The organism is Nesterenkonia natronophila (assembly GCF_003595215.1).
Classification (GTDB): Bacteria; Actinomycetota; Actinomycetes; order Actinomycetales; family Micrococcaceae; genus Nesterenkonia; species Nesterenkonia natronophila.
Window position 1 is genome coordinate 406,491 of record NZ_QYZP01000002.1, and the last position, 19,680, is coordinate 426,170.

Sequence of the window (19,680 nt, forward strand, 5' to 3'; positions counted from 1 at the left end):
CACATGCTGAAACTCCCGGACTACCCCTGGGATGCGATGGGGCCGTACCGAGAACTCGCACAGCAGCACGCTGACGGAACGGTCAACCTTTCAATCGGCACACCGGTCGACTCCACGCCACAGGTGATCCGCACCGCCCTCACCGAAGCCGCCGACGCACCGGGTTATCCCACCACGCACGGCACGGCGTCACTGCGCCAAGCTATCGCGGACTGGTACGCCCGTCGGCGGAATGTGCCGCACCTGCACCCTGACGCAGTGATGCCCACCATCGGTTCTAAGGAGCTGGTGGCGTGGTTGCCGACACTGCTCGGACTGAGCGCCGAAGACATCGTGGTCTATCCCCGCATCGCCTATCCCACATATGAGATGGGAGCTGTGCTGGCCGGCGCTGAAGGGCTGCCCACTGATGACATCCATTCCCTTGACGCCGAAATTCTGAGTCGGGTCAAGCTCATCTGGCTGAACTCTCCCGGCAACCCCACCGGAGAAGTGCTCGACTCCGCTCGGCTCGCCTCCGTCGTGGAACTCGCCAGGCGCTCCGGAGCCGTCGTCGCGTCCGATGAGTGCTACGCGGAGCTGGCCTGGGAGTCTGCGGAGGTCCCCTCCATTCTGGATCCCCGCGTCTGCGGTGGCAGCCACCGCGACCTTCTCTCGGTGTACTCGGTGTCCAAGCAGTCCAACCTTGCTGGTTACCGTGCAGCGTTCGTCGCCGGGTGCCAGGAGCTGATCACCAACCTCGTCAACACCCGTAAACATGCGGGGATGATTATGCCGGCCCCCGTTCAGGCAGCGCTGACCGCAGCAGTGAGCGACGACACCCACGTCAGTGAACAGCGGGAGGTCTACCGGCGTCGTCGCGCGGTGCTAAGACCCGCCCTGGAGGCATCCGGGCTGATGGTGGAGCATTCTGAGGCCGGACTTTACCTGTGGTGCAGAGACAGCGCACCTGCCCCGGCGGATACCTGGGGGCTGGTGCAGCGCATGGCGGAGCAGGGCATACTGGTGGGCCCGGGAGTCTTTTACGGTGCCGCAGGTCAGGGGTATATTCGCGTGGCGCTGACCGCCAGCGATGAGCGAATCCAAGCGGCTGCAGATCGACTGAGCTCCAGTTCAGGGCCTGTCGTGCCCAGCTGAGGCCACTTCCTCGCATTCGCGCGAGCGCGCGGCAACACGGTAGGTTACTTACTGTTGTCACCCCTGCGTGTCCTCAAGATCCTAAGGAGAGCCAGTGAGCGAGCAGACCCCAGCGCACTTGAAATATCAGGGCCATGAGCTCGACCTTCCGGTGGAGCCCGCCGTCGAAGGAAATGACGGACTGAGCATAGCCTCGCTGCTGAAGACGACCGGCGCGGTCACCTACGACCCCGGTTTCATGAACACCGCCAACACGAAGTCGGCGATCACCTACATCGACGGCGATGAGGGAATCCTGCGCTACCGTGGCTACCCCATCGAGCAGCTAGCGGAGCACTCGAACTTCTTGGAAGTCAGCTATCTGCTGATTTACGGTGAGTTGCCTACCGAAGGGCAGCTGGCCGATTTCGACAGGGTCACCCGGCGCCACACTCTGCTTCATGAAGAGCTCAAGAACTTCTTCTCCGGCTTCCCCCGCGACGCGCACCCTATGCCGGTGCTCTCCTCGGCCGTCTCCGCGTTGTCGACGTATTACCCCGACTCGCTAGACCCGTTCAACCCCGACCACGTGGAACGGTCCACCTACCGGCTGCTCGCGAAGCTGCCGACAATTGCCGCCTACGCCTATAAGAAGTCAGTCGGTCAACCCATGCTGTACCCGGACAACAGCCTGAGCCTGGCGGAGAACCTGCTGCGCGGCTGCTTCGGTGTGCCTGCGGAACCTTACGAGGTGGACCCGGATGTGTCGAAGGCCCTCGACACACTGCTGATCCTGCATGCCGACCACGAGCAGAACTGCTCCACCTCCACGGTCCGGATGGTGGGCTCAGCGCAGGCCAACCTCTTCGCCTCCGTCTCCGCCGGTGTCAACGCTCTCTACGGGCCAGCCCACGGCGGTGCGAATGAGGCCGTTCTGAAGATGCTCCGCGAGATCCAGGCCGGTGACGTCTCCCCGGAGACCTTTATGGAGAAGGTCAAGAACAAAGAAGACGGCGTGCGACTGATGGGCTTCGGCCACCGGGTGTATAAGAACTACGACCCGCGTGCCCGCATCGTCAAGGGTCTGGCTGATGATCTGCTTGCCAAGCTCGGCGGCGACGACGAACTGTTCGACATCGCTCAGCGTCTAGAGGCCAAGGCCCTGGAGGACGACTACTTCGTGGAGCGCAAGCTGTACCCGAATGTGGATTTCTACACCGGGCTGATCTACAAGGCGCTCGGGTTCCCGGAGAAGATGTTCACCGTGCTTTTCGCGCTGGGACGTCTGCCGGGCTGGATCGCTCAGTGGCGGGAGATGCTCACCGATCGTGGAACCAAGATCGGCCGTCCGCGCCAGGTCTACACCGGAGAGGGCCTACGGAACTACCCTGCCTGAGCCGTTCAGAATCGTTGAGTGGGCGAATGTGCCGCCCTGATGGTGCTCCAGAGGATTCCGGAGCGGCACATTTGGTCACTGAGAGCTTCAGCCCCTCCAGCCCTGGCGACGCAGAGCTCGGACAAGCTTGTCGATCGCCCGGTGTCCGCCTCCGCGCATGTGCTCCCGGGTGATCCTCACCTCAACCCACCCCAATGCCTCAGTGATTTCCTGACGCCGGATGTCTTTGGCCATCTGGTCCGCCTCTATGTGAAACTCCCATCCCTCGTACTGAATCGCGAGCCGGTACTGCTGGATGCTCAGGTCCGGTTGCACCACCCCTCTGCCGTGGACGTCGCGGATCCACGCGTTCACTGCGGGCTCTGGGAGTCCAGCCATGGCCATGAAGTAACGCAGTCGAGTCTCTTGGGGTGAGTCCACACCGTCCCGACTCAGATGGAGCGCCTGCCTGGCGCGGATGATGCCGCGTGGTCTGCCACGTCTGATGAGGGCTGCGTCCAGCTCCGTAACTGACGCCATCGCGCGAGGGTCCTCGCCGAATTTGGTGCGCCCGCGGCGTCGGCAACGATCCGCAACAATCAGGCCCTGGAGCACTGACGAGTTTAGGGCGATGTCGACCCACGTCCTTGCCGGGGCAGTGATGGCAAGCCCATCAAGAGCCGCACGGTCAGGCTCCGGAATGTGGATGCGGTGAGCGATCACCAGGTGTGGTCGCTTGATTCGCGACCCCTGGGGCGGCGTGCTCAGATGATAGGGCGGTCCGGGATCCGTCTCCAGGAGGCCCCACAGTGCGGCCGCTGTGTGGTGACTTACGAGGTGCTTTGAGTCCCAGCACAAAGCTTCCAGTGTGGCCCGATGTTTCTCTGAAAGTGTCCCTGGGGCGGGGATATAGAGACCGTGCCCCACTGCGTGAAGCTCGCCTCCGTGCGTGGCGTGCCTGATGTCACGGCGTCTTGGGACGTCGGTGAGTTCGGCATAGCGCACGCCGCGCAGAGGTAATGGATAATCCCGGCTGCGGCGTCGTCGAACTTTGCGGCGGGGTGCGGAGGTCATCCTCCACTAATGACAGGCATTGTCAGCGCGGACCAGACCGTCTAGCGCTTCTGTGAAGTGTGCGGCGAGTTCTTTTCTGCTGCACGCGGTGCGGAAAGTGCTGTCCGCACGCTGCCCACTGCACCCGGCACTGCCGCTGCTGCTCATTGGCCGCAAGTGTCGCCAATTCCGGTTCCCGGGGGCAGATTCAGCGGCATAATCGGCCAGTGAGCGTGAGGAATGGCAAGCAAGCTCAGTGGTCGCGGGAGAATCCGATCTGCACGATGTCGCTAGGCACGGAGTCGGCCTCGTCGTCGGCAAGTCTCTGCCAGCGAGCAGAGTCGCGGTCCCAGCGGTAGGGCGCTGAAGTGACAGTTTGGATGCCGTAGTCCTCGGCACTGGCCACTGCCCAGTGCGCAGTGAGCCACTGATGATTGACTTCGGAGTCTGATTTTTCGGGCATCTGCACAGACACCAGTGCGGACTCCTCCTCGCCGGAGGTTTCGATGATGCCATCGAGTATCGGCTCAGCCTCAAAGTCGTCATCGTCCTCATCCTCCTCCTGTTCGGTGAAGGGGATCTCCAAGACTGTCGGCATAAGGGTGACCAGATCCTCGGTCACGCCTTCAGGGTCTGGGCCCGGGACCTCCAGCTGAGACAGATGACAGGTCATGTCCGGACCCTGGGTCTGCCCGGCCAGCGGCAAGGCAAATGCGCGGGCTGCAGATCCGTGCTGCGGATAGAACTGCGGGTTGTGCGGCCGGTCCAGCGCTTCTGCAGCGTCATCCAGCTCGAGATCCGGAGCCCAGAAGAGTTCGGCTTCCTCATCCTCTTCTTCCGCGTCGAGACCTTCGCGCCAGGACTCTTCCATCACCTCGAAGAAACCATCTACGGTGATCTCCACGGGCCGGGCCCCGTCCTCTGCGGTCCAATCGGGCGCGCCCCGGGCGAACAGCGCCTCGGATCCGCGCTCGTCACCGGAGTCTCGGACGTTAAGCTCAGTCTCCTGCAGGGACATTGCCAAAGCGTCAACCGCAGCCTCTGGGGGAAGCCCAAGATTCACAGCTGTCACCGCAAGGAGTGCGGCGTTGCGGGTCTGCGTAGGACTCAGCTCGTGATCGGTGTCTCCGACTCTGACCGCGCACCGCTGATCCAAGAGAAACTCATTCTCCTCAATGTAGCGCCATGTGCCGTAGGAGGCCCCAGCAACCAGCGCGGTGGTCACCCCGAGCGCGAGTAGCGCGCGGCGTCGTCGACGGCGTCGGGCCATAGGACGAGTGATCACCGTGGTGCGGCGTCTGCGGAAGGGACTCATCGATCAGCCTCAGTTGGCGTGCAACGCGGCGTTGAGCTCAACCTTCTGGCCCTTGCGCGGCCGGGCCTGCACCTGGCCGGTGACGGAATCGCGGAGGAACAGCAGTCCACTGGAGCCAGACAGTTCAGCACCCTTGGCCGTTCCGCTCACACCGCCCTCATTGTCCAGCACGGTGACTTTGGTTCCGGAGGTCACGTAAAGCCCGGCCTCCACCACGCAGTCATCGCCCAGCGAAATGCCAACCCCGGAATTCGCACCGAGGAGAACCCGCTCACCCAGCGAAATCTTCTCCTTGCCGCCTCCGGAAAGGGTGCCCATGATGGAGGCGCTTCCGCCGACATCCGTGCCATCGCCAACGACGACGCCGGCGGAGATTCTGCCCTCGACCATGGAGACACCCAGCGTGCCCGCGTTGAAGTTGACAAACCCTTCATGCATCACGGTGGTGCCCTCAGCCAGGTGGGCGCCCAGCCGCACGCGGTCGGCATCTGCGATCCGCACACCTGAAGGTGTGACGTAGTCGACCAGTCGCGGGAACTTGTCGATCGAGTACACCGTCACATGTCCCCGGCCCCGGAGTTTCAGACGGGTCCGCTCGAACCCTTCGACGCTGCAGGGCCCAAAGTTGGTCCACACCACGTTGGAGAGGTGACCGAAGATCCCGTCGAGGTTGATGCTGTTCGGTGCGACCAGCCGGTGCGAAAGCAGGTGCAGGCGCAGCCACACATCGGAGGTCCCAGTGGCCTCTGCGTCCAGGTCTGTCTCCACCGAGACTGCTCGGATCTTGACGCCGCGGTCGGAGTCCTCGGTCTCAGCGGTTTGGAGCTGACGGGTGAGTGCGTCGTCGGAGTTCTCTGCAAGAGGGGCGAGTGCGGGGGAGGGGAACCACGTATCCAGAACGGTGCCGTTTGCGGCGATCGTGGCGAGTCCATGTCCGGAGGCGGTACGAGCTGAAGAAGTCATGGGCTCCATCCTACGTATGAGCGCAGTAGTGCCGTGTTGACCACCGTCGCGGGGAGCGGGAAGGTTACGTTTGTGTTTCAGCCCACGTGCGGACTGGCCGAAAGCCGCTGACCTGCTCTAGTGTGATCCCCACGGGGTCGGCTGGGGATACCCTCAACGTAAGCTTGCGTTGAGGTGAACCAGCTCGGTCGCACCCATGAATCATTTTTACCAGGAGGACCAATGACTATCCGCCGAACAGCCGCAGCAATGACTGCCGTGGCCGCGATGACCGCACTCGCCGCCTGTGGGGATGATAACGGTGATGACAACGGCAACGGGGATGAGGGCGACGCCGAGGTCGAGGTCGGCAGCGAAGACGACTTCATCACCGACCTTGAGTTCACCACCGGTGGCACTGGTGGTACTTACTACCCGCTGGGCGGTGAACTCTCCGAAATCTTCTCTGCGGAGACTGATGCCTCAGTCAACTACGTGGAGTCCGGAGGCTCCGGTGAGAACTTGGGCCGCATCTACAACGAGCAGTCTCAGCTGGCACTGACCCAGAATGACACCGCCGCGGAGGCCATCAACGGCGAGCTCGAAGATCTCGATGGCATTGAGATCAACAACGTCGGGTGGATCGCCAACCTCTACCCCGAGGCTATGCACATCGTGGTCCGCGAAGACTCCGGCATTGAGTCCATCGAGGACCTGGACGGCACAACCATCGCAGTCGGTGACGCCGGATCGGGAACTCGCGCAATCTCTGACGCCATCCTCGAGTACTACGAGATCGACTACACCCCAGAGGTCACCGACTTTGGTGCATCTACCGAGATGCTCGGCGATGACCAGATCGACGCCTCCATGTTTGTCGCCGGACCCCCTGTGGCAGCTCTGACCTCATTGGCAGCCACCACCGATGTGACCCTGCTGTCAGTGGACGACTCTGACGCCGAAGAGATCGCGGAGGGTGGGCTCTTCGATCCGTATGACATCGAAGGTGACATCTATGACTTCCTCGACGAGGACGTCACCACCCTGTCAGTCTTCGCAGCCCTGGCGGCATCCACCACCCAGGTCAGCGACGATCTGGCTTACGACATCACCGCCGCACTGTTCGACAACTCCGACAGCATCACCTTGGAGGTCGGTGAGAACATCAGCACTGATGAGGCGCTTCTGGGCCTCGGTGAAATTCCGCTGCACCCCGGCGCTGAGCGCTACTACGAAGAGCAGGACGTCGACCTGCCGTGACACAGTCTGCCGCAGCCGCGCAGCCCCGGGGGCCGGCATCTTCACAGGATGAGGATGCCGCCACTGGGGCTGCGGCTCAGCAGAAGGCTGACGATGTCCTGCGCGCACACGACATCTCCAGCCGATTTCGGACTGACCTCGGGTGGTGGGGTTGGGTCGTCGGCGGTATCGCTATCGTCTTCACCCTCTACCATCTTTATGCCGCATTCGAACGGCCCTACAACGCCTGGATGCACGGTTCACTGCACGTGGCTGGCGCCCTCGCACTGACCTTTCTGCTCTATCCCGCATCCAAACGTCTGCTGCAGGTGAAGCCCAGCGGTAACAAAGTCCTGGACGTGCTCACCGGACGGCACCGCGGCATCCCGTGGTATGACGTGGTGCTGGCCGCGGTGGCCACCGCATGCAGCTTCTACATCTTTTTCAACTACGAGTACCTGGTCTCCAACCAGGTCGCGATCCTGGGCTACAGCGACACTGACATTCTGGTCGCTACACTTGGGGTCCTTCTGGTCCTTGAAGCTACGCGGCGCTGCGTGGGCACCCCCATTGTGGTGGTGGCCGGTGTGGCCATCCTTTACGCACTCTTTGCCACTGGCGCCCGCATGCCAGGGAACTGGGGCCACCGCGGACAGGACTGGAATGAGTTCGCGACCAATATGTTCCTCTCGGCGGGCCAAGGTATCTTCGGCACGCCGATTCGTGTCTCCTCCGAGTTTATCTTCCTGTTCCTGTTCTTCGCCGTGGTGCTGCTGCGCACCAATATTGGCCAGTTCTTCAACGACCTTGCTTTCCGCGCAGCCGGACGGTTCAGCGGCGGACCGGCCAAGGCTGCGGTAGCCGCCTCCGGACTCCAGGGCATGGTCTCCGGGTCATCCGTGGCGAACACGGTGGCCTCTGGGTCCTTCACCATCCCGATCATGAAGCGCGCAGGATTCAAGCCTCATGTCGCCGCAGCGACGGAGGCGACGGCCTCCACCGGTGGTCAGATGGTCCCGCCCATAATGGGTGCAGCGGCATTCATCATGGCGCAGAACATCTCGGGCCTGGAGTACAACGAGCTGATCGTCATTGCCATCATCCCGGCCGCGCTGTACTTCACCGGGGCTTTCCTCTCGGTGCACTTCGAGGCCAAGCGCAACGAGCTCAAGGGCATCCCTCCGGACGAGCTGCCCAGCTGGAAGTCCATCATCACCCGCATCGACATGCTGCTGCCGCTGGTCATCATCATCGGCACCCTCTTGGGTGGGGCCAGCCCCATGCGAGCTGCGCTCTTCGGCATCGGTGCCGCTCTGGGCCTCAGCCTGCTGCGCGCGCTCATCGAGCATCTGATCCCAGTGATCAGTCAGGCGACCAAGGAGGGCAAGAGCCCACTGACGGAGACCGGGAAGATGTTTCTCTCCCTGGTGTATGTGGTCGCCCAGATGCTGATCGCAGGAGCCCGGACGGCCCTCCCGGTCATCGCAGCGTGTGCCACCGCCGGTATGGTCGCCGGGACGGTCACCTCCACCGGACTGGGTGGCCAGTTGGGTGCGGGGCTGGTCCAGCTCGCCGGCGGCAATTTCATGCTGGTTCTGGTCATGGTGATGGTCGCCTGCATCATTTTGGGCATGGGACTGCCCACCACGGCAAACTACGTGGTCACCGCTACTGTCGCCGCGCCGATCCTGTACCAGAACTTCGACGTGCCGCTGATCGCGGCCCATATGTTCGTCTTCTTCTTCGGCATTTTGGCTGATGTCACGCCACCAGTGTGTCTTGCGGCATTCGCCGGTGCCGGCATCGCCGGTGCCAATCCCATGCGCGCCGGGGTGAGCGCCATGCGTATGGCAATAGCTGGGTTCCTCATTCCCTATGCCTTCATCCTGGAGCCGGCTCTGCTGCTGGAGGGCACGTTCACGGAGCTGATACTTGCACTGGGGACGGTGATCCTGGGAATGATCGGCGTCTCCTCAGGGCTGGCGGGCTATCTGATAGCCCGGGGCATGATCGTGGACCGGACACTGCTGGTCGTCGGCGGAATCATGCTCATCTACCCGGATGTGATGGTCTCCGGCGCAGGCCTCGGCGTCGTCGCGGCAGGCGTGGCCATTCAGGCGGTCCTGCGAGCACGCGGCTACAAGGCTGACATGGACTCAGGCGACGACGTGCACTTTGATACGCACGAAGGTTCTGCCGCCAGGCAGTGACGGCGGCTAGGCCGAGAAGTGCTCGGTCCGTGCTGCGTGGGCAGCGATCAGTGCAGTGCGCACCTCGGCGCCCAGTCCGGGGGTTGAGGGAACCATGACGACGCCGCTTTCGGCCGTGACTGCGGGGTTGATGATGTCCTCGGCGTAATACTTTCCACTGGCGGACACATCTGAGGGCAGTGTGAAACCCGGCAGGGAAGAGATTGCCACATTGGCGAGTCGCCCGATCCCGAACTCGTGCATTCCGCCGCACCACACGGGCCAGCCGGCTGACTGTGCAACATCGTGAGCGTCCCGTGCAGCGCTGAGCCCGCCCATGCGGGAGACCTTGATGTTCAGCACCCCACCGGCTTTCAACTCCAGGGCGGTACGCAGGTCGTCCAGGGTCTCTACCGATTCATCGAGGCAGACGGGTGTCTCCAGTTCGGCTTGGAGCCGCGCAGAGTCCAAGAAGTTTCGAGGGGCGAAAGGCTGTTCGATCATGGTCAGGCGGTGGGGATCAAGAGCGCGGAAGACGTCGAAGGCGTGCCGGTCACCCGGGTAAGCCCCATTCGCATCCACGTGCACGTCCAGGTCGGGGTAAGCCGCACGTACCGCTCTGACCGGTTCCACATCCCACCCCGGGGCAATCTTCAGTTTGACTCGCGGGTAGCCGGAGTCCACGTGTTTGGCCACCTGGTCGAGCAGGGCGTCAATGCTCGGTTCGATCCCCAGGGAGACACCGGCCACCACTGTGCCGCGGGTGCCGCCCAGCGCCTTTGCCAGAGGCTGCTGAGTCCGGTCGGCGTACAGTGTCCACGCCGCCATATCGATCCCAGCCTTGGCGAACCAGTGCCCGCGGACTTTGGCGTAGAGCTCGGAGACCTCATCGGGGTGTTCCCATTCTGCGCCCAGGAGAGCGGGAATGAGATAAGCCGTCGCAGTGTGCCAGGCGATGGTGGTGGTTTCCGAGGCATAATAGGGGCCGGCGGGTGAAGCGATCTCCCCCCAACCTTTGGCGCCGGACTCATCGGTGATCTCCACCAGGAGGTGCCTCAGGGACGACTTTCGGTGGCTCGATGTCTCAAATGAGTGGACCAGGGGGAGTTCTACATCGTGGAGCGTGGCGTTAACTATGCGCATAAATCAGTCCTTCAGGAAGGTGTACACAGCAGTGTGCGGGTCGGTACGGAAGCAAGAGATGGCGGCATAGCCCTCCTCGAACACGCCGCGGATTTGCTGGCGGAGTCGGGCCGCGAGGTCGGGGTCCACCGGTTTGGCCGCAGGAACACCCAGGTGAGTGCCGTTGGCGTCAGTGCGCAGCTCGCCCACTGGGACGTGGGGAGTGCGGGCCTCTTCTGCGGTCTGTGGAGAGCTGAGGGCGTCGTCGTCGGTGAAGCGCCACTCCACGGTGACCCGGTCGGTGCCCGGCAGGCCCTGGGCATCAGGGGTGTACCAACGTCCGCAGGCGCCCAGCACATCAAGGTTGAAGTGAGCGTTGCGGGCCATTAGCGGATCGTAGGTCCAGCGCATCCGTTGGGCTCCGGACCTCTCCGCCATGGCCGCCTGGACCCTTTTCAGCGAGCGGCCCACACCCTGCCCCTGCAGCACGGAGGAGACCACGGCGGCCTGTGAGAAGTGGTAAACGTGCGGGTCGTCGCCGGTGTCTACGGCGGCCCACCCGTAGGCAAAGGCCAGTACTGTCCCGGAAGGGTCCACCGCTCCGACTACCGAGCCTGAGTGCCTCAACAGAGAGCTCAACATGCGTGGGTTCAGTGACTCGTCTTCACCGGTGTAGCCGAACACCCCGCGGTAGAGCTGGCAGGCCTGTTTGAGCTCTCCGTAATTGCTGAGTTCGCGGACAATCAGCCCTGAGCTCAGCGTCAGCTGCTTGGCAGGGGAGTTCTCGGGAGAGGTCATGAAACCACTGTATCGCCCTGCCTCTGATGAGCGGACGCGGGTGACGATAGGCTGTCTCACATGGTTGAGAAAGTTGCACTGATCACTGGAGGTTCGCGGGGAATCGGCCGCGCGATTGCCCATGAGCTGGCTCCTGATCACCGGGTGCTGGTCGGTGGTACCGACACTGAACGGGTCCACGAAGTGGTCTCTGCGCTTCCGAACGCGGCGCCGTTCCTGGCTGACCTCACGGATGCTGCAGCTGTGCGGCGGGCCTGGGAAGAGTCCGAAGTTCAGGAGCTGAACGTGTTGGTCCACTCTGCGGGGGTGGCGTGGACAACGCCCGTGGGGGAGGCTCCACTGGAGCAGTGGCGGGAGATGTTCGAGATCAATGTCTTCGCCGTAGCGGAGCTGACGCGCCTGGCGCTGCCTGCCCTGCGAGCTGCCGCTGGGCATGTGGTGGCCATCAATTCTGGGGCTGGTTTCAGATCCCGTTCGAACAGCGCGCTGTACTCCGGGTCAAAGTTCGCGCTGCGGGCCTTCACTGATGCTCTGCGCGAAGAGGAGCGCGGCAAGGTTCGTGTCACTTCTCTGCATCCCGGTCAGGTCGACACCGATATGCAGGTGGCCCTGCAGGCCGCCGCCGGGAACACCAATTACGACGGCGCTCGCTACATCTCTCCGGAGGCGGTCGCCAAGTCCGCTCGTTTAGCTGTCGATAATGAGGCTGCTTCAGGCATTGACGAGCTCACCATTCGTCCGATCAACCCCTGAAGTGAGGCTCACAAGTCTTGCACGGGAGGTCGCCACGCGCGCAGCTGGGCGATGAGGTCTCCCGGGGTGCGGGCCACGACGAGGGCGTCTCGCCGCCATCCTGCAATGAAACCTTCGGCCACCTGATGGTCGATCATCTCCAGCAGCGGGTTCCAGAAGCCCTTGACGTTGTAGAGGGCCACCGGTTTGGCGTGGATTCCCAAGTACTGCCAGGTCCACACCTCGAAGAGCTCCTCCAGGGTTCCCATGCCGCCTGGGAGCGCGACGAAAGCGTCGCCCAGTTCGCCGAGGCGGGCCTTTCGGAAGTGCATATCGGGCACGATTTCGAGATACGTGATGCCGCGGTGGGCGACCTCGCGCTCCATCAGGACCTCGGGAATCACACCGATGACTTCTCCCCGGGCCTCCAGTGCGGAGTCCGCGATCTGTCCCATCAATCCGACTTTTCCGCCGCCGTAAACCACCCCGATGGCCGCCCTCGCCAATTCGGCGCCCAGGGTGCGCACATGCTGCTGATAGGCCAGATCGTGGCCTGAGGCGCCGCCGGTGAAGACGGTGATGCGGTGAAGGTAAGTCACACTTCCCATCTTATAATTGCCGTTGAAGCAGGTTCCGATTTTTCATGGACCTCACTGGCCTGCTAGAATTTCGAGGTCCATTCCTCCGTAGCTCAATGGCAGAGCACCCGACTGTTAATCGGGTGGTTGCTGGTTCGAGTCCAGCCGGGGGAGCGAAGATCCAAGTGCCCTCTGCCCTTCGGGTGGAGGGCATTTTGGTCCGCTGGCAGCTTTGGCCCGGAGGTCCCCGATGAACAGTGAGCAGCGTCCCGACATCGCCCGTCTGGTGATCTCCTGTCCGGACCAGCATGGGATCGTCGCTGCCGTCTCAGAGCTCATCTTTGACATTGGCGGGAACATCATTACGCTCGATCAATACTCCACAGGTGTGGAGAACGGTCAATTTTTTCAGCGTACTGTCTTTCATCTCCCGGGGTTCGCGCAGCGCCGGCAGACGGTTCAGCAAGAGGTGGAGGAACGACTCGCGAAGCGATTCTCTATGGAGTTTCACCTCACTGCGGCTGATGAGCCGAAGCGAGTGGCCATTTTTGCTTCCAAGACCGATCACTGCCTGCTTGATCTGCTGTGGCGCCATCGCCGTGGTGACCTACCGATGGACATTTCCATGGTGGTCTCGAATCACCCGGACCTGGAGAGCGATGTTCGGCGCTTTGGCATTGATTTTCTTCACATCCCGGTGGATCGGGACAATAAGGATGCTGCTGAAGCCGAACACTTGAAGCTGCTGCGTGGGAAGGTTGATCTGGTGGTGCTGGCTCGTTACATGCAGATACTTTCGCCGTACTTTCTCGCCGAAGTCGGTGTCCCGATCATCAACATCCACCACAGCTTCCTGCCCGCATTCATTGGTGCGGGACCGTACCAGAAGGCAAAAGATCGTGGCGTGAAGCTCATTGGAGCCACAGCTCACTACGTCACTGAAGACCTTGATGAGGGGCCCATCATAGAGCAGGACGTCATCCGCGTCTCCCACGCCGATGACGTTGCCCAGCTCACACGTTTTGGGGCGGACGTGGAGCGCGCCGTGCTCTCCAGAGCCGTGAAGTGGCACTGCGAAGACCGGGTTATTCGGCACGGCAGCACGACGATCGTTTTCTAGGGGTTGAACAGGAAGAGGGCCGCCGGGAACGGCGGCCCTCTTCCTGCACCTACATGGTGGTGCTCGGCGGTCTTACTGTTTGATCTCTTTGGCTTCGGCTCCGGTAGAGCTCACCTGCTGCGAGTTTGGGTTGGACCTGACGCGGATGCGCTGCGGCTGCTCCTCTGCGTAGACACCGGCCACGCGCACTGTGAGGACGCCGGCCTCGTATTCAGCGGAGATGGCGCTGTCGCGCACGGCTTCGGGCAGGTGCAGGGTGCGGGAGAAGGTGCCGTAGCGGACTTCGCGGAATCCCTCGGCCCCATGGCGGACTTTGCGCTCGCCGGCGATGGTCAGCGTCCTCCCGCCGTTGGAAAGTTCTACGGAGATGTCACTTTCCGGGTCAACGCCGGGAAGGTCGACCGAAGCCACCAGGTCTTCGTCCTCCCTGCGGGCGTCCACAGGCGGAACGAATCCGGATCTGCGCTGGTCCTCGTTGAACTGTGGCATGCGGGACTGGCGGAGAATGTCATCCACCAGGGCGAAAGGATCAAGGCGGGTAAAGGTTGAGTCGATCATCAGCAATCAGCTCCTTTCAGGGAAGCAACTCATCACCTACAACGGTGGACTGTGCCACTGTGACACTGTCATTCGATCAAACGACGGAGCCCCCGCAGGTATTCCCAAAGTTGAGCCACTCGCACTCAAGATACTCTCTCCTAGATTTCAGTATGAGTATCTTTCGTAGTAGCCACCTTGGCCACTTAGGGTCACCTGTCTTGTAGGCTGAAGTGATGTCGCCCTCGAACTCCGCCAAGCAGAAGAAGCCTCGTAAGCCCAAAGTCCAATCCCTGCTGGAAGTGGTCCGCACGGAGCGGCTCACCCCCCATATGGTGCGCCTCGTGCTCGGCGGGAAGCAGTTTGATTCGATTGAATTCAAAGGTGGCACCGACCAGTACATCAAGTTGCTGTTTGCCGACCCAGCGCTGGGGCTGCGCAGGCCCTACGACATGGAGGCGCTCCGGGAACTGCTCCCCGCACAGCAGATGCCAGTTCGTCGGACGTACACCATCCGGCATATCGACTGGAAGAACAAGCACATCTGGGTGGACTTCGTCATCCATGGCGATGAAGGCGTCGCGGGCCCCTGGGCCGCACAAGCGCAGCCAGGGGATCTCATCAGTTTCTTCGGACCTGGTTCGGGCTACACCCCCAGACCCGAGGCCGACTTTCACCTCATTGCCGGTGACGAGGCCGCTCTGCCAGCTGTCGCAGCAGCGTTGGAAGGAATGGACCGGAACGCCCGCGGCGTCGCGGTTCTGGAGGTTCGTGACTCCTCAGAGGAGGTGCCCCTGAGCGCCCCAGAGGGTATTGACGTACGGTGGCTGCACCGGGGAGGCGATTTCACACCTGAGACCACCCGCCTCGCCGAGCACCTGCAGGCCGTGGACATACCCGACGGTGACGTCCAGGTCTTCATCCACGGGGAGCGGGAGCAGATGAAGCGCATCCGGAAGATGCTGGTCAAGGAGCGTGGGCTGGAACGCAAGGGAATGTCATTGTCGGCCTACTGGGCCTACGGGCGTATAGAAGACCAATTCCAAGCGGAGAAAAAGACGCCTCAGGGGAAAATCGACCCCGACGGCTAGCTGGTCACTCCGGAGCTGGTGCCGATCACCAGGGCGACGATCAGCCAGCCGACCAGTACCAGCACAGTGGCCGCCGCGCAGATGCCGGCGAACCGGGTGAAGCCTTGAAGCCGACGGTCCGCCCGGTCCCGCATAGTGCCCGACAGCAGAAGGAACAGGTCGATGATCGTCCAAGCACCGACCACGCCGATCAGCGCCAGCCCTGCGTTGGGCACATCAAGTATCAGCAGCACCACTCCTGCGCAGAACAGGCTGGTCTTCAGCACAGCGGTGGGAAGATATCCCAAGTAATATCGCTGAGCTCCAATTGGGCCCAGAAACAATGCCAGAGCCCAGGCGATCAGGAACTTCTTGGTCGATTCGGGCTGGGTCTCAAAGGCAAGCCGGTCCTCATCGGTGTACGTGTTGGCGTACAGCTCATCGAGATCATAGTTACCGGCCATACATTCAAGTCTAGCGCCAACACAAGCCAGTGCACTGCGCACCTGACAAGGGATGCAGGTGGTAGTTTGGACCTGAATACACGCTTCTCAACTATGGATGGAGGCGCTGTCGTGGCGCAGCAGACTAACCAGAGCGCGGCATCGAAACCTTCCGTGCTCGATGTCGCCAAAGTTCTCGCAAGGCTCGGGCCCAAGCAGATCAACGATGAGATCTCCCTGGCCATCGCCCAGTTGAAGGCGAAGGGAATCGCCGCTGGTGTCGCTGCAGCCCTCATGGTTGTCGGGCTGGTGTTTCTCACCTTCCTGGTGGTGGCTCTGATTGTGGCCGCAATCGCCGGACTGCACGCTGCGGGATTGGCACTGTGGGTCGCCGCGCTCATCGTGGCCGGGGCCTTCTTGCTGATCGCACTGATCTTTGCGCTGGTCGCCCTGCTGAAGTTCAAGGGCGCTCAGCCTCTGACCCCGCAGGATGCCATACGCGGTTTCCGAATGGACCTCGGCGTGGCGAGAGAGGGCTCTGACTTCGATCCTGCGTCTTTGGACAGGGCGGATGAGGAGCGTCGCCAGGCCAAAGAAGAGGCCAAGCGTCGGGCCGCGGAGCAGAAGAAGACCCCCGGTGAGGGTGAGCCGGAGAAGCCCACTTACACTGAGCTGCTGCGCCGTACGGCCCTGCGCCGCGATCACATCGCAGGTCTGCAGGACCAGCTCCGAAACCGGTTCACAAAGAGCAGCTCGAGTAAAGAGCAGGCGGGCGGTGGACAACCCCCGATCGCGCCGTCACCCCCAGCAACCGCTCAGCCGCAGACCGCCCCTCATGACGAGGGTCGCGGCGCCAAGGAGTTCTTGGCAGAGCGCTGGAAGCCGCTGGCTGTGGCCGCGGGCTCCACCGCTGCCGCCGGAGCGTTTCTGCGTGAGCTCATCAAGAAATAGCTGAGCCCCGTGAGGATCTTTGGTGCCGGAACGCGCCGGGGTTTCGAGTACACCGTCAGGGAGACCTTCTGGACTGTCCCAAATGTTGTGACGGTTCTGCGATTCCTGCTCATCCCAGTCTTCGTCTACCTCGTGGGCGAAGAGGAGCACATGCCCGCTTTCTGGGTCTTAGTTGCGTTGGGAGCCACCGACTGGCTCGACGGTTTCATCGCTCGGTTCTTCAACCAGATGTCCACAGTGGGCCGTTGGTTGGATCCGCTGGCTGACCGAATCGCCATGATTGTGGTGACGCTTACCCTGGTCCACGCCGAGATCGCTCCCTGGTGGCTCATATGGGCGATCCTTGTTCCTGACCTGGTCCTCCTGGTCAACTCAGCCATCCTCTTTGCAGGATCACCCCAACTGTCCGTCTCAGGCCTGGGCAGAGTGCGCACCGCCTCACTGATGGTCAGCCTGCCGCTGCTTCTGCTGGCGCAGCTGCCAGAGTTTGCCGAGTATGTGAATGGGCTCTTCCCGCTGATAGTTGAATCTTTCCTGGTCGCGGCGGCCGTGATGCACATTATCGCCTCCGCCGACTACTTCGTCCAAGCACTCGGCAAGTTCAAGAAACTGCGAGCAGCGAACATCAACCCGTGGAGACGCAGCACCTGGGCCCGGATAGGCGTAGCCGCACCGGCCGGTGGTCCTCTTGTCGGGAGGGCAGACCCGCGCCCATCCCCTCCGCGTGCCAGCCCTGCAGATGCAGCGGAACGCTCCCCGCGGAGGGCCGAGGAAGAGTGAGCCACCGCAAGTCGCTGACCGTTCTCATTGCTGCTGACACTTATCCGCCCGATGTCAATGGAGCAGCAATCTTCGGCTATCGCTTAGCCAGGCACATGACAGCACGTGGGCATGAGGTACATATCGCGGCCGCGCGGCCGGTTCCCGGCCCGGATGTGGTCGAACACCACGAGGAAGCCACGGTTCACCGCTTCCGCTCTTTCAAAGCACCCACGCACGAATATCACCGCCTGTGCCTGCCGTGGCTGGTGGAACCGGCTATGCGTCGCCTCGTGAACAGGATTCGACCTGACGTCGTCCACGTGCAATGCCACTACATGATCGGCAAGGCCGCGATTCTCGCCGCCGACGCCGCGCGAGTCAGGACCGTGGCAACCAACCACTTCATGCCGGAGAACCTCGACCCCTTCCTTCCGTTCCCCAAGTGGTTCAAGCGGATAGTGGCTAGGAATTCGTGGAAGGACATGGGGCGGTTGATGGGCAGAGCATCTGTGGTCACCACTCCCACCCCACTGGCCGCGGACACGATGCGTGCCAAGGGTGGATTCGAGCATGTGCTTCCGCTCTCCAACGGAATCGACGTGGACCATTACAGTCCCCGTCCCGGTGAATCCATTCCTCGGCGGACCAAACCAACGGTGCTCTTTGTGGGGCGGCTCGCAGTGGAGAAGAATGTGGACGTGCTGATTGACGCGGTGGCCAAGACTGCTCCGGAGCTGGGTATCTGCGCAGAGATCGTCGGCGATGGTGATCAGCGGGACAAGCTCCGCGAACAGACCGCAGAGCTGGGCATCGAGGATCGATTCACCTTCAGGGGCCATGTTGATGATGCTCAGCTGCGCGAAGCCTACATCGCCGCCGATGTGTTCTGCCAGCCCGGCACTTCCGAGCTGCAGTCCCTGGTCTCATTGGAAGCCATGAGTGCAGCTAAGCCGGTGGTTCTGGCCGATGCCTTGGCACTGCCGCACTTGGTGGCTGAGGGGGAGAACGGATTTCTCTTTGAGCCGTTCAACAGCGAGCACCTGGCCGAACAGCTCAACCGCATCTTCCGCATATCACCACAGCAGCGCGCTGCCATGGGGCGGGTGAGTCGAGAGAAGGCTGGCCAGCACGCTATCGGCAGAACCATGGCGACCTACGAGAAGCTCTACTACGGGGCCGATTGGGCAGAGACCTACCAGTTCGAGTGTTAACCCGCAGAATGTGCTAGCTAGTGTCTGCCAAGGATTCGGCCAACGCTATCAGCTGCGTGGCCGATTGCGCCCAGGAGTAGTCTCGACTCCGTGCCCGGGCTGCTCGGCTGGCTGCAGCGAAGGTCTGCGGATTTTCCAGGCTGCGCACGGCAGTTGCAAGACGCCACGGATCATCGTCACCGATAATCTGCGCGGCGTGAGTCGCGCTGGCAGATCCGGCGACCTCACGGAAGATCGGAAGCTCCGAGGTGACCACCGGGGTGCCGTGACTGAGAGCCTCAACCACCGGCAGGCAGAACCCTTCCGCATGCGAGAGAGTCACCAGTGCTGTGGCTCGCCGCAAGAGGTGGTAATAGTCCGAGTCCGCTATACCGTTGTGAAAGATCAGCTGCCCGGGCCGCTGTGCGAGTGCCGCGAGCTGTGCCCGCTGTGCCGGGTCAACAGGCGAGCACAGATGCAACCGATAGTCGGGAAGCGCATTGATCCCCGCGACGAGCGCCGTCACGTTCTTGTACCCCATGAACGACCCCATATACACCAAGTCCTTCTGAGGTTTCTGATGGGGATCGCGTGGTTCGTTCACTTCTTGGGGGGCGTTGGAGATCAGGTGCACCGGCCGGTGGGTCAGTCGGTGATCGCTGATCAGCTCGGCTGTGGTCTGGGAGACGGTGGCGACGGCGTCGGCCCGGTTCAGTGCCATCCGCTGCGGCACATAGCTGAGGTGGTAGAGCCACCATCCAAGCCGCACCGGACTCGGAAGGTTCCTCGGTGGGGTCCGGTGTTGGTAGTAGATGAGGTCATGCAGGGTGAGGATCAGCCGATAACGCCTGCCCAGACTGCCCATAGTCTGCATGGGCGAGAACACGACATCGGGGGAGTGGGGATTGATCTGGCGGGCTACGAACGGCTCGTTCGGGCCGGTGGGTGAGCTGAGGCGCAGGTGTGGAAGGTCCGGCAGCTGTTTCAACTGATCCGGGTCGTGAACCAGCATGGTGATGTCAGCCATGCCAGCGGCGGACCTGACCAGAGAGGCGGTGTACCGAGAGATCCCGTCATGTACTTTCGGGCGCACATAGCGGCAGTCAATGAAGAGCCTCATGGAGCTCAGTCTTTCACTTCCAGGTGTT

General features: G+C 62.2%; 19 protein-coding genes and 1 tRNA gene. 11 read left to right on the forward strand and 9 right to left on the reverse strand.

Annotated features, from left to right (window positions below):
- Window positions 1-3 precede the first annotated feature (3 nt).
- Together dapC and D3250_RS06995 are read left to right on the forward strand one after the other, a co-directional pair.
- Window positions 4-1,137, forward strand: a complete 1,134-nt coding sequence (gene dapC, locus D3250_RS06990; protein WP_119902642.1) for a succinyldiaminopimelate transaminase — start codon at window positions 4-6, stop codon at window positions 1,135-1,137.
- Window positions 1,138-1,231: 94 nt separating this feature from the next.
- A complete protein-coding gene (locus tag D3250_RS06995; protein ID WP_119902643.1) occupies window positions 1,232-2,512 on the forward strand; it encodes a citrate synthase in 1,281 nt (426 codons plus the stop codon).
- 87 nt (window positions 2,513-2,599) lie between these two features.
- On the opposite strand, the gene D3250_RS07000 is transcribed toward D3250_RS06995, so the two are convergent.
- From D3250_RS07000 to dapD, 3 genes are all read right to left on the reverse strand, one after another.
- A complete protein-coding gene (locus D3250_RS07000; RefSeq protein WP_119902644.1) occupies window positions 2,600-3,565 on the reverse strand; it encodes a type IV toxin-antitoxin system AbiEi family antitoxin in 966 nt (321 codons plus the stop codon).
- A gap of 232 nt (window positions 3,566-3,797) precedes the next feature.
- Entirely contained in the window at window positions 3,798-4,859 is a 1,062-nt protein-coding gene (locus D3250_RS07005) for a hypothetical protein (RefSeq protein WP_119902645.1), read from the reverse strand.
- A 9-nt stretch (window positions 4,860-4,868) separates the two neighbouring features.
- Window positions 4,869-5,822 (reverse strand): 2,3,4,5-tetrahydropyridine-2,6-dicarboxylate N-succinyltransferase, encoded by a 954-nt coding sequence (gene dapD, locus D3250_RS07010; RefSeq protein ID WP_438830132.1) that lies wholly within the window; start codon window positions 5,820-5,822, stop codon window positions 4,869-4,871.
- Window positions 5,823-6,044: 222 nt separating this feature from the next.
- On the opposite strand from dapD, the gene D3250_RS07015 reads away from it, so the two are divergent.
- Window positions 6,045-7,061, forward strand: a complete 1,017-nt coding sequence (locus D3250_RS07015; RefSeq protein ID WP_119902647.1) for a TAXI family TRAP transporter solute-binding subunit — start codon at window positions 6,045-6,047, stop codon at window positions 7,059-7,061.
- Window positions 7,058-9,250, forward strand: a complete 2,193-nt coding sequence (locus D3250_RS07020; protein WP_119902648.1) for a TRAP transporter permease — start codon at window positions 7,058-7,060, stop codon at window positions 9,248-9,250. Before D3250_RS07015 ends, D3250_RS07020 begins: the two co-directional genes overlap by 4 nt.
- A gap of 6 nt (window positions 9,251-9,256) precedes the next feature.
- Here D3250_RS07020 and menC read toward each other — a convergent pair whose 3' ends face one another.
- Together menC and D3250_RS07030 are read right to left on the reverse strand one after the other, a co-directional pair.
- Complete coding sequence (gene menC / locus D3250_RS07025; protein WP_119902649.1) at window positions 9,257-10,372, reverse strand: o-succinylbenzoate synthase; 1,116 nt, start codon at window positions 10,370-10,372, stop codon at window positions 9,257-9,259.
- 3 nt (window positions 10,373-10,375) lie between these two features.
- A complete protein-coding gene (locus D3250_RS07030; protein ID WP_119902650.1) occupies window positions 10,376-11,149 on the reverse strand; it encodes a hypothetical protein in 774 nt (257 codons plus the stop codon).
- Between the two features lie 60 nt (window positions 11,150-11,209).
- On the opposite strand from D3250_RS07030, the gene D3250_RS07035 reads away from it, so the two are divergent.
- On the forward strand, window positions 11,210-11,902 hold the full coding sequence (locus D3250_RS07035; RefSeq protein WP_119902651.1) for an SDR family oxidoreductase: 693 nt from the start codon (window positions 11,210-11,212) through the stop codon (window positions 11,900-11,902).
- A gap of 8 nt (window positions 11,903-11,910) precedes the next feature.
- Here D3250_RS07035 and D3250_RS07040 read toward each other — a convergent pair whose 3' ends face one another.
- Window positions 11,911-12,480 carry an LOG family protein gene (locus tag D3250_RS07040; protein ID WP_225973199.1) on the reverse strand — a complete coding sequence of 190 codons (570 nt, stop codon included), beginning with the start codon at window positions 12,478-12,480 and terminating at the stop codon, window positions 11,911-11,913.
- An 81-nt stretch (window positions 12,481-12,561) separates the two neighbouring features.
- Between D3250_RS07040 and D3250_RS07045 the strand changes: the two genes are divergently transcribed.
- Together D3250_RS07045 and purU are read left to right on the forward strand one after the other, a co-directional pair.
- Window positions 12,562-12,633, forward strand: a tRNA-Asn gene (locus D3250_RS07045).
- Between the two features lie 76 nt (window positions 12,634-12,709).
- Window positions 12,710-13,579: a formyltetrahydrofolate deformylase gene (purU, locus tag D3250_RS07050; protein ID WP_119902653.1), complete on the forward strand. Its 870-nt coding sequence runs from the start codon at window positions 12,710-12,712 to the stop codon at window positions 13,577-13,579.
- A 72-nt stretch (window positions 13,580-13,651) separates the two neighbouring features.
- Here purU and D3250_RS07055 read toward each other — a convergent pair whose 3' ends face one another.
- A complete protein-coding gene (locus D3250_RS07055) occupies window positions 13,652-14,137 on the reverse strand; it encodes an Hsp20/alpha crystallin family protein (RefSeq protein ID WP_119902654.1) in 486 nt (161 codons plus the stop codon).
- A 215-nt stretch (window positions 14,138-14,352) separates the two neighbouring features.
- Here D3250_RS07055 and D3250_RS07060 point away from each other — a divergent pair, with 215 nt between their 5' ends.
- Window positions 14,353-15,207 carry a siderophore-interacting protein gene (locus tag D3250_RS07060; RefSeq protein ID WP_119902655.1) on the forward strand — a complete coding sequence of 285 codons (855 nt, stop codon included), beginning with the start codon at window positions 14,353-14,355 and terminating at the stop codon, window positions 15,205-15,207.
- On the opposite strand, the gene D3250_RS07065 is transcribed toward D3250_RS07060, so the two are convergent.
- The gene (locus D3250_RS07065) at window positions 15,204-15,650 is read right to left on the reverse strand and encodes an NINE protein (RefSeq protein ID WP_119902656.1); all 447 of its coding nucleotides are present in this window, start codon (window positions 15,648-15,650) and stop codon (window positions 15,204-15,206) included. The genes D3250_RS07060 and D3250_RS07065 overlap by 4 nt on opposite strands.
- A gap of 111 nt (window positions 15,651-15,761) precedes the next feature.
- On the opposite strand from D3250_RS07065, the gene D3250_RS07070 reads away from it, so the two are divergent.
- From D3250_RS07070 to D3250_RS07080, 3 genes are read left to right on the forward strand one after another with little or no spacing between them, the layout of a single operon-like run.
- Window positions 15,762-16,580, forward strand: coding sequence for a phage holin family protein (locus D3250_RS07070; RefSeq protein WP_158583094.1), 819 nt, complete (start codon window positions 15,762-15,764; stop codon window positions 16,578-16,580).
- A gap of 9 nt (window positions 16,581-16,589) precedes the next feature.
- Complete coding sequence (locus D3250_RS07075) at window positions 16,590-17,360, forward strand: CDP-alcohol phosphatidyltransferase family protein (protein ID WP_119902658.1); 771 nt, start codon at window positions 16,590-16,592, stop codon at window positions 17,358-17,360.
- Window positions 17,357-18,553, forward strand: coding sequence for a glycosyltransferase (locus D3250_RS07080; protein WP_119902659.1), 1,197 nt, complete (start codon window positions 17,357-17,359; stop codon window positions 18,551-18,553). The genes D3250_RS07075 and D3250_RS07080 overlap by 4 nt, the downstream gene beginning before the upstream one ends.
- A gap of 13 nt (window positions 18,554-18,566) precedes the next feature.
- On the opposite strand, the gene D3250_RS07085 is transcribed toward D3250_RS07080, so the two are convergent.
- A complete protein-coding gene (locus D3250_RS07085; RefSeq protein WP_119902660.1) occupies window positions 18,567-19,652 on the reverse strand; it encodes a glycosyltransferase in 1,086 nt (361 codons plus the stop codon).
- Between the last annotated feature and the right edge of the window lie 28 nt (window positions 19,653-19,680).

Excerpts from the sequence above, each read along its gene's own strand:
- dapC (WP_119902642.1), top strand. The coding sequence starts at position 4 with ATGCTGAAACTCCCGGACTACCCCTGGGATGCGATGGGGCCGTACCGA.
- D3250_RS07000 (WP_119902644.1), bottom strand. The coding sequence starts at position 3,565 with ATGACCTCCGCACCCCGCCGCAAAGTTCGACGACGCCGCAGCCGGGAT.
- D3250_RS07005 (WP_119902645.1), bottom strand. The coding sequence starts at position 4,859 with ATGAGTCCCTTCCGCAGACGCCGCACCACGGTGATCACTCGTCCTATG.
- dapD (WP_438830132.1), bottom strand. The coding sequence starts at position 5,822 with ATGACTTCTTCAGCTCGTACCGCCTCCGGACATGGACTCGCCACGATC.
- D3250_RS07015 (WP_119902647.1), top strand. The coding sequence starts at position 6,045 with ATGACTATCCGCCGAACAGCCGCAGCAATGACTGCCGTGGCCGCGATG.
- menC (WP_119902649.1), bottom strand. The coding sequence starts at position 10,372 with ATGCGCATAGTTAACGCCACGCTCCACGATGTAGAACTCCCCCTGGTC.
- D3250_RS07030 (WP_119902650.1), bottom strand. The coding sequence starts at position 11,149 with ATGACCTCTCCCGAGAACTCCCCTGCCAAGCAGCTGACGCTGAGCTCA.
- D3250_RS07035 (WP_119902651.1), top strand. The coding sequence starts at position 11,210 with ATGGTTGAGAAAGTTGCACTGATCACTGGAGGTTCGCGGGGAATCGGC.
- purU (WP_119902653.1), top strand. The coding sequence starts at position 12,710 with ATGAACAGTGAGCAGCGTCCCGACATCGCCCGTCTGGTGATCTCCTGT.
- D3250_RS07055 (WP_119902654.1), bottom strand. The coding sequence starts at position 14,137 with ATGATCGACTCAACCTTTACCCGCCTTGATCCTTTCGCCCTGGTGGAT.
- D3250_RS07060 (WP_119902655.1), top strand. The coding sequence starts at position 14,353 with ATGTCGCCCTCGAACTCCGCCAAGCAGAAGAAGCCTCGTAAGCCCAAA.
- D3250_RS07065 (WP_119902656.1), bottom strand. The coding sequence starts at position 15,650 with ATGGCCGGTAACTATGATCTCGATGAGCTGTACGCCAACACGTACACC.
- D3250_RS07085 (WP_119902660.1), bottom strand. The coding sequence starts at position 19,652 with ATGAGGCTCTTCATTGACTGCCGCTATGTGCGCCCGAAAGTACATGAC.